This window comes from Caulobacter sp. AP07 (assembly GCF_000281955.1).
Classification (GTDB): Bacteria; Pseudomonadota; Alphaproteobacteria; order Caulobacterales; family Caulobacteraceae; genus Caulobacter.
Genome location: NZ_AKKF01000255.1, coordinates 1 through 7,179 on the forward strand (window position 1 = coordinate 1; position 7,179 = coordinate 7,179).

A 7,179-nucleotide genomic window follows, 5' to 3' on the forward strand; every position below is an offset into this window, starting at 1 on the left:
TGTAACCTCTCACCCTCCCACCGCTTCGCGGCGGGCCCCTCCCTCTCTCAAAGAGAGAGGGATCCCGAATGTCCGCTCAGGGTCGAAAGCCGAAGCTATCGCCAACGCGGAAAGCTGACCACCGCCCCTACACCAACAGGTCCGCCGTCACCGGTGCGTGGTCGCTGGGCCGTTCCCATTCGCGCACCGTGTCGTGGACCCGCGACGAGACCTTGCCGTCGATGAACGCCGCCTCGCGCAGGCCGGGGCTGGCCAGGATGTGGTCGAGGCGCAGGCCGCGGTTGGACTTGCGGAAGTCGGCGGCGCGGTAGCTCCACCAGCTGAACAGCTTGTCCGGCTCGGGCGTGGCCAGGCGCGGCAGGTCCAGGAAGTCCATCGAACCCATCAGGCCCGCGAAGGCCTCCAGCTCGATGGGCGTGTGGCTGACGATCTTCGACATCTGGCGGTGGCTCCAGACGTCGTTCTCGCCGGGGGCGACATTGAGGTCGCCGGTCAGGATCAGCGGCGCCTTGGGGTCGCGCTTCCTCATCTCGGCGGTCAGGGTCTCGTAGAAGTCCAGCTTGTGGTCGAACTTCGGGTTCAGGGCCCGGTCGGGCGTGTCGCCGCCGGCCGGAATGTAGAAGTTGTGGATCTCGACGCCGGCGATGGTCCCGGAGACGCAGCGGGCGTGGCCTTCGCGGCAGGCGTTGAGCGGCTTGGAGTCCTCGATCGGCAGGCGCGAGGCGATGGCCACCCCGTGCCAGCCCTTCTGGCCCATGATCTTCAGGTGCGGCAGGCCCATGTCGATGAAGGCCTGGCGGGGGAACTCGCCCTCCTGGCACTTGATCTCCTGCATGCACAGTACGTCGGGCGCCTGCTCGTCGACGAAGCGGGCGGCCTGCTCGGCGCGCAGGCGGACGGAGTTGACGTTCCAGGTGGCGATACGAAGGCGCATCCGGGTCCTCTAGAGCATTTTCGAGCGAAGTGGATACCGGTTCGCGTGAAGAAAATGCGCTGAACAAAGGGCTAGAGCCAGGGCCGGGTCACGGCCAACGAAAAACGCCCGGACGCATGAAGCGTCCGGGCGAAAGTCGGGTCTCTCATGCCGCCGCCGGGAGGGGATAGTGTCCGGCACGGTTGCGAAGAGCGGGTCGGGCGCTCCTCGCCATGCGTGTTAAATCTGCCACGGCGCGCGACTAAGTCAAGCGTAATCGCAATCCAAACTTGCATGTTGTGAAATTGTCGCATTTCGGCGCGGTTTAAGCGTCACAATACAACTAGGGCTTACCGACGCGGCGGCGAGGATCGGTAAGGACGAACAGCTTGGGATCCAGGCCCGAGGTCTTTTCGAAGTCGACCAGCCGCACGCGGGTCTCCCCGCCCTTCACGTCGGTGACAGTCCAGCCCATCAGGGCGGCGTCGGCGCCGAAGTCGAGGCTGATGCGGCCCAGCGTCTGGCGCTTGGCGTCCTGGGCGGTGATCGTGAAGCCGTCGGCCAACTTGCGCACGCCGGTGATGGTCACGCCGCGGTCCAGCCGCACCTCGCGGGCCAGCAGCAGGGCCAGCGGCGTGCGGCTCAGCGGATAGCTCTCGAAGGTCTTCAGCCGGCTGTCGAAGATGTTGACGTTGGCGCCGTTGGAAACCACCAGCAGGCCGGCCGGGCCGTCATAGGCGAAGCGCGCCTTGCCGGGGCGTTGCAGCCAGATCGTGCCCTGGGTCCGGGTCCCGCGGGCGTCGGTCTGGACGAAGCGGCCCTTGGCCGAGCCGAGGGTCTGGATATAGGCGGTGGCCTTGTCGACCAGGGCCTGGTCTTCGGCCGACAGCGCGGCGGCGGCTTGCTGGGCCGCCAGGGCCTGGCCGCCCAGGGCGGTCGCCAGGCCAAGGCCAGCGGCGGCGAGGACGAAGCGGCGGGTCGGGGTCGTGGTGGTCATGCGATCTCCTAGCCTCCCACCTTTGCCCTGCCCGCGCGTCCGACGAAAGGCCGTCGCGAGACCATTTTCCGGCGCTGCGATGAAGCGGCGTTCATCCGGGCGCGGCCGGGGACATGCGCATGCGCATGTCCCCGTCAGCATCAGCGGGCGCTACATCGGCGGCGGCGGCGGCGCGAGGATCTCGCGCTTGCCGGCGTGGTTGGCGGCGCCGACCACGCCTTCCTTCTCCATCCGCTCCATCAGCGAGGCGGCGCGGTTGTAGCCGATCTGCAGGCGGCGCTGGATGTAGCTGGTCGAGGCCTTGCGGTCGCGGGTGACCACCGCCACGGCGTGGTCGTAGAGGTCGTTGGCCCCGCCCTCGCCCGCGAAGGCGCCTTCGATGGCCTCTTCCTGCTCCTCGTCGCCGCCGGCCGTGACCTCCTCCAGATAGTTGGGAATGCCCTGGTCGCGCAGGAACTTGGCCACCGCCTCGACCTCGCCGTCCGAGACGAACGGCCCGTGCAGGCGGGTGATCCGCCCGCCGCCGGCCATGTACAGCATGTCGCCCTGGCCCAGCAGCTGCTCGGCGCCCTGCTCGCCCAGGATGGTGCGGGCGTCGATCTTGCTGGTCACCTGGAAGCTGATCCGGGTGGGGAAGTTGGCCTTGATGGTGCCGGTGATGACATCGACCGACGGGCGTTGGGTGGCCATGATCAGGTGGATGCCGGCGGCGCGGGCCATCTGGGCCAGGCGCTGCACGGCGCCTTCGATGTCCTTGCCGGCCACCATCATCAGGTCGGCGACCTCGTCGATGACCACCACCAGGAACGGCATGGCCTCGGGACGGATCTTCTCGGTCTCGTAGATCGGCCGGCCGGCGTCGTCGAACCCCGTTTGCACGGTGCGCTCGAAGTGCTCGCCCTTGTCCAGGGCCTCGTTGGCCTTCTCGTTGTAGCCGGCGATGTTGCGCACGCCGATCTTGGACATCCGCCGGTAGCGGTCCTCCATCTCGCGCACGGTCCATTTCAGGGCCACGACCGCCTTCTTGGGATCGGTGACCACCGGGGCCAGCAGGTGCGGGATGCCGTCATAGACGCTGAGTTCCAGCATCTTCGGGTCGATCATGATGAAGCGGCACTTCTCGGGCGGCAGCTTGTAGAGGATCGAGAGGATCATGGCGTTGACCCCCACCGACTTGCCCGAGCCGGTGGTGCCGGCGATCAGCAGGTGGGGCATCTTGGCCAGGTCGGCGATGTAGGTCTCGCCGCCGATCGTCTCGCCCAGGGCCATGGGCAGGCTGTGGGTGGCCTTGTCGTAGTCGGCGGACGACAGCAGGTCGCGCAGATAGACGGTCTCCTTGCGCGAATTGGGCATCTCGATGCCGATGGCGTTGCGGCCCTGGGCCACGGCGACGCGGCAGGAGATCACGCTCATCGAGCGGGCGATGTCGTCGGCCAGGGCCACGACCCGGGCGGTCTTGGTGCCGGCGGCCGGCACCAGCTCGTACATGGTGACCACCGGGCCCGGGCGGATCTGGTCGATCTGGCCGCGCACGCCGAACTCGGCCAGCACGCTTTCCAGCAGGCGGGCGTTCTGGCGCAGGGCCTCCTCGTCGAACTCGGCCGAGCGCGGCTTGGGCTTGGCCAGCATGGCCAGCTCGGGCAGCTGGAAGCCGCCCTCATCGGTGAAGTCGAAGGCCTTCTGCTGCTCGCGCTGCTCGCGGGTGTTGACCCGGTTGGGGGTCTTGGGCTGGGCGATGGCCAGGGGGCGGACCTCGAAGCTCGGCTCGAAGGCGTCGTCGTCCTCGGCCGGCGCGGGCTTGGCCGGCTTGGCGGCGCGGCGGGGAACCTGGGCGGCTTCGGGCGCGACCTCGATGACCGGGGCCGCGGCCTTGCGTGGGGCGCGGGGCCGGGCGGCGGCCGGTTCGGGTTGCGGCGCGGGGGCCGCCGGAGCGCGCTCGCGCGGCTGCATCAGGCCGTGCAGGGCGTCGGCCACCGCTTCGGGGTCGATGCGGCGCAGGCCGATCGCATAGCCCAGGGCGACGGCGGCCCCGATCCCCAGCAGCAGGGCGGCGATCAGGTGGGCGCCGGGCAGGCGGGCGAAGGCCAGCAGTCCGGCCACCGTGTTGAGCAGGCCGTCACCCCAGAAGCCGCCCAGGCCGCGGGCCAGTTTCCAGACGGCGGGGGTCGGCGGCGCGGCCAGCAGGCCGGCCAGGGCCAGCAGGCCCAGGCCGCCGACCAGGGCGCGAACGCGGAGGTCGCGGCGGTGGGCGGCCGGATCGGCCTGCGAGACCCGGGTCATGCCGAACACCAGCATCAGCAGGGCGGCGACCCAGCCGCTGAGGCCCAGCGACTGCATGACGATGTCGGCCAGCGCCGCCCCGGGTCCGCCCAGGGCGTTGGTGGCCGGCAGGCCGGTGGCGGCGTTGAAGCTGGGGTCGGTGGCGTTGTAGGTGGCCACCGCCAGCAGCAGGCCGGCCCCGACCACGCAGATCACCCCACCGCGGAACCGCGCCGACCACGGCTGGGCCCAGCCGTAGCGCACCGCGTCCCAGACCAGTTCAACGCTCGATCGCCGCGCCGCTCGCGCCATCAGAAGTCACCTTGCACTCGTAGAACCGCCTTTGTGCCGCAAGAGGGTTAAGGGGCGTTTACTTTGAGGGGGTCGGGATGTGGTTTGGAGTCGCGGTCTCCAGGTCCTCCCCCTGTGGGGGAGGCGATCGCGAAGCGATCGGTGGGGGGAGTTTTAGGGTCGAAATCGTAGGTTCGGCCGTCTGCCTATCCCTCCCCCCTCCGTCGGCTTTGCCGACACCTCCCCCACAGGGGGAGGACTGAACGAATAAGAACAAAATAGGAACATACGTCCGGACTCGACGTGGCCGGGAGTCACACTGTTCCGTAACCCGCCGTTGGGGGCGGGCCAGTGGGTGCCGTGATGAATCAGGAGTTTTTGCGTCAGTTGCCGTTGGTGTTGTCGGCGATCGCCGGGGTGGTCACCGCCCTGGCCGGCTTGGTGTGGGCGTTTCGGCGGCGGCCTTAGAGGCCGCCGCCGCGAGACCTCAGGTCGTGCCCAGATAGTCCTTCTTGCCGATCTCGACGCCGTTCTTGCGCAGGATCGCGTAGGCGGTGGTCAGGTGGAAGAAGAAGTTGGGCTGGGCCTGGCCCTGCAGATAGGCCAGGCCCTTGACCACGCTGGTCTCGCCGCGCCGCACCAGGGTGATGTCGCGATCCTCGGCGCCCGCGAACCGGGCGGCGTCCAGGCTCTCGACATAGGCGATGGCGCGATCGACGCGGGCGATCAGCTCTTCGAAGCTGGTCTCGGTGTCGTCCCAGGCCGGAACCTCCTCGCCGGCCAGGCGCGCGGCGCAGCCCTTGGCGAAGTCGGTGGCGATCTGGGCCTGGCGCAGCAGCGGGAACATGTCGGGATAGAGCCGGGCCTTCAGCAGGGCGTCGGGGTCGAGCTTCTTGGCGTCGACATGGGCGGCGGCCTTGGCCAGCACGCCCTTCAGGCCCTTGAGGCCCTGGGCGAAGACCGGAACGCTGGCCTGGTGGATGGTGAGGGTCATGGGAACTCCGGGATGGGGTGTGGCTGGGTTAGCGTGTGTCGGGGTCTGGACGAAAGCACCCTCCACGTCGTCGTCCCCCGACTTGTTCGGGGGACCCTGGCGGCGTTTCCGATAGCAATTGGCCAGCTCGGCTTGGGTCCCCCGCATAAAGCGGGGGATGACGACCATGAAGGTATGGACCTATGCCGCCGCCTCCGCGTCGTAGCGGGTCCGGGCGGCGCGGATGTCGGCGTGGTTGCGCTCGGCCCAGGTCACCAGCAGGGCCAGGGGCTCCAGCAGCGAGGTCCCCATCGGCGACAGGCGGTACTCGACGCTGGGCGGTTTGGTCGGGAACACCTGGCGCTCGATCAGGCCATCGCGTTGCAGGTCGCGCAGGGTCTGGGTCAGCATGCGCTGCGAGATGTCGGGCACCGTGCGGCGCAGGACCCCGAACCGGCGCGGCCCGTCGGCCAGGGCGATCAGCAGCAGCGTGCTCCACTTGTCGCCCAGGTGGTCGATCACGTCGCGCACCGGGCAGGCGGCGGGGCTGAGGTCGGCCGCCGACGTCCAGCACTGGAAGGTGTGGGCGAGACTGGCCGCGGCGCTGCCGGGGCTGTTCCGCTCGGGTGGTTCCCTCAAGGTGCCTATCTCCCGTGAAACTGCCGTCTTTACGGCGTCTCCTAAGTCTCACATCTACACGTGGTCTCATTTCGAGACCACTGAAAAGGACAGACCGATGACCGCCTCTTCTCCCCGTCTGCTGGTGACCGGCGCCGGTGGCCAGCTGGGCCGCCGCGTGGTCGAGCTGCTGCTTGAAGCCGGGGTCGGCAATATCGTGGCCGCCAGCCGGGATCCCTCGAAGCTGGCCGATCTGGCCGCGCGCGGCGTCGAGACCCGCCGGGCCGACTTCGACGATCCGGCCTCGTTGGTCGAAGCCTTCGCCGGCGTCGACCGCCTGCTGCTGATCAGCACCGACGCCCTGGGTCAGCCGGGCCAGCGCATCGCCCAGCACCGCGCCGCCGTCGCGGCGGCCACGGCGGCCGGCGTCAGGCACGTGGTCTACACCTCGGCCCCCGGCGTCCGGCCGCAGACGGGCGGCGGGGTGATCGACGACCACTTCTGGACCGAGCAGGCCCTGGCGGCCAGCCCGACCCTGGGCTGGACCATCCTGCGCCACAACCTCTATGCCGAGCTGATCCTGCAGGGCGCCGGCCACGCCGTGTCCAGCAGCCTGCTCCATTCGGCCACCGCCGGGGCCGGCCGCGCCTATATCACCCGCGAGGACTGCGCCCGCGCCGACGCCGCGGCCCTGGTCAGCGGCGAAGGTCGCCGGATCCTCGACGTCTCCGGCCCCGCCGCCGTCACCCAGGACCAGGTCGCCGCCCTGCTGTCCGAACTGTCGGGCAAGCCGGTGGCGCACCAGAACCTGCCGCTCGACGCCCTGCGCGAGGGCCTCGCGGCCGCCGGCCTGCCGCCGTTCCTCGTCGATGTGCTGGCCGATTTCGACCAGGCGGCCAGCGAGGGTCAGCACGCCATCGTCACCGACGTGGTCGAAACCCTGACCGGCCGGGCGCCGACCTCGGTCCGGGCGTTCCTGGAGGCGAACCAGGCGGCGCTGGCTCAGTAGACACCTTCTCCCATGGGGAGAAGGTGGGGCCCGCGCCGCAGGCGTGGGAGGATGAGGGGGTAAGACGTCCGACGGCGCGCCGGCAGGGCGTTTGATGAAAACGGTGAGGGCGTGATCCC

The 7,179-nt window shown here is 69.6% G+C and carries 6 protein-coding genes; 1 reads left to right on the top strand and 5 read right to left on the bottom strand.

Annotated features, from left to right (window positions below; genetic code table 11):
* Positions 1-127: 127 nt before the first annotated feature.
* From PMI01_RS22745 to PMI01_RS22765, 5 genes are all read right to left on the bottom strand, one after another.
* Positions 128-934, bottom strand: a complete 807-nt coding sequence (locus PMI01_RS22745) for an exodeoxyribonuclease III (protein ID WP_007674833.1) — start codon at positions 932-934, stop codon at positions 128-130.
* Between the two features lie 322 nt (positions 935-1,256).
* Positions 1,257-1,910 (bottom strand): outer-membrane lipoprotein carrier protein LolA, encoded by a 654-nt coding sequence (locus PMI01_RS22750; RefSeq protein ID WP_007674835.1) that lies wholly within the window; start codon positions 1,908-1,910, stop codon positions 1,257-1,259.
* 150 nt (positions 1,911-2,060) lie between these two features.
* Positions 2,061-4,481, bottom strand: coding sequence for an FtsK/SpoIIIE family DNA translocase (locus PMI01_RS22755; RefSeq protein WP_007674836.1), 2,421 nt, complete (start codon positions 4,479-4,481; stop codon positions 2,061-2,063).
* A 466-nt stretch (positions 4,482-4,947) separates the two neighbouring features.
* A complete protein-coding gene (locus PMI01_RS22760) occupies positions 4,948-5,454 on the bottom strand; it encodes a DUF1993 domain-containing protein (protein ID WP_007674837.1) in 507 nt (168 codons plus the stop codon).
* A gap of 180 nt (positions 5,455-5,634) precedes the next feature.
* Positions 5,635-6,072, bottom strand: coding sequence for a winged helix-turn-helix transcriptional regulator (locus tag PMI01_RS22765; protein ID WP_007674838.1), 438 nt, complete (start codon positions 6,070-6,072; stop codon positions 5,635-5,637).
* Positions 6,073-6,169: 97 nt separating this feature from the next.
* Between PMI01_RS22765 and PMI01_RS22770 the strand changes: the two genes are divergently transcribed.
* Complete coding sequence (locus tag PMI01_RS22770; RefSeq protein WP_007674839.1) at positions 6,170-7,060, top strand: NAD(P)H-binding protein; 891 nt, start codon at positions 6,170-6,172, stop codon at positions 7,058-7,060.
* Positions 7,061-7,179: the final 119 nt, after the last annotated feature.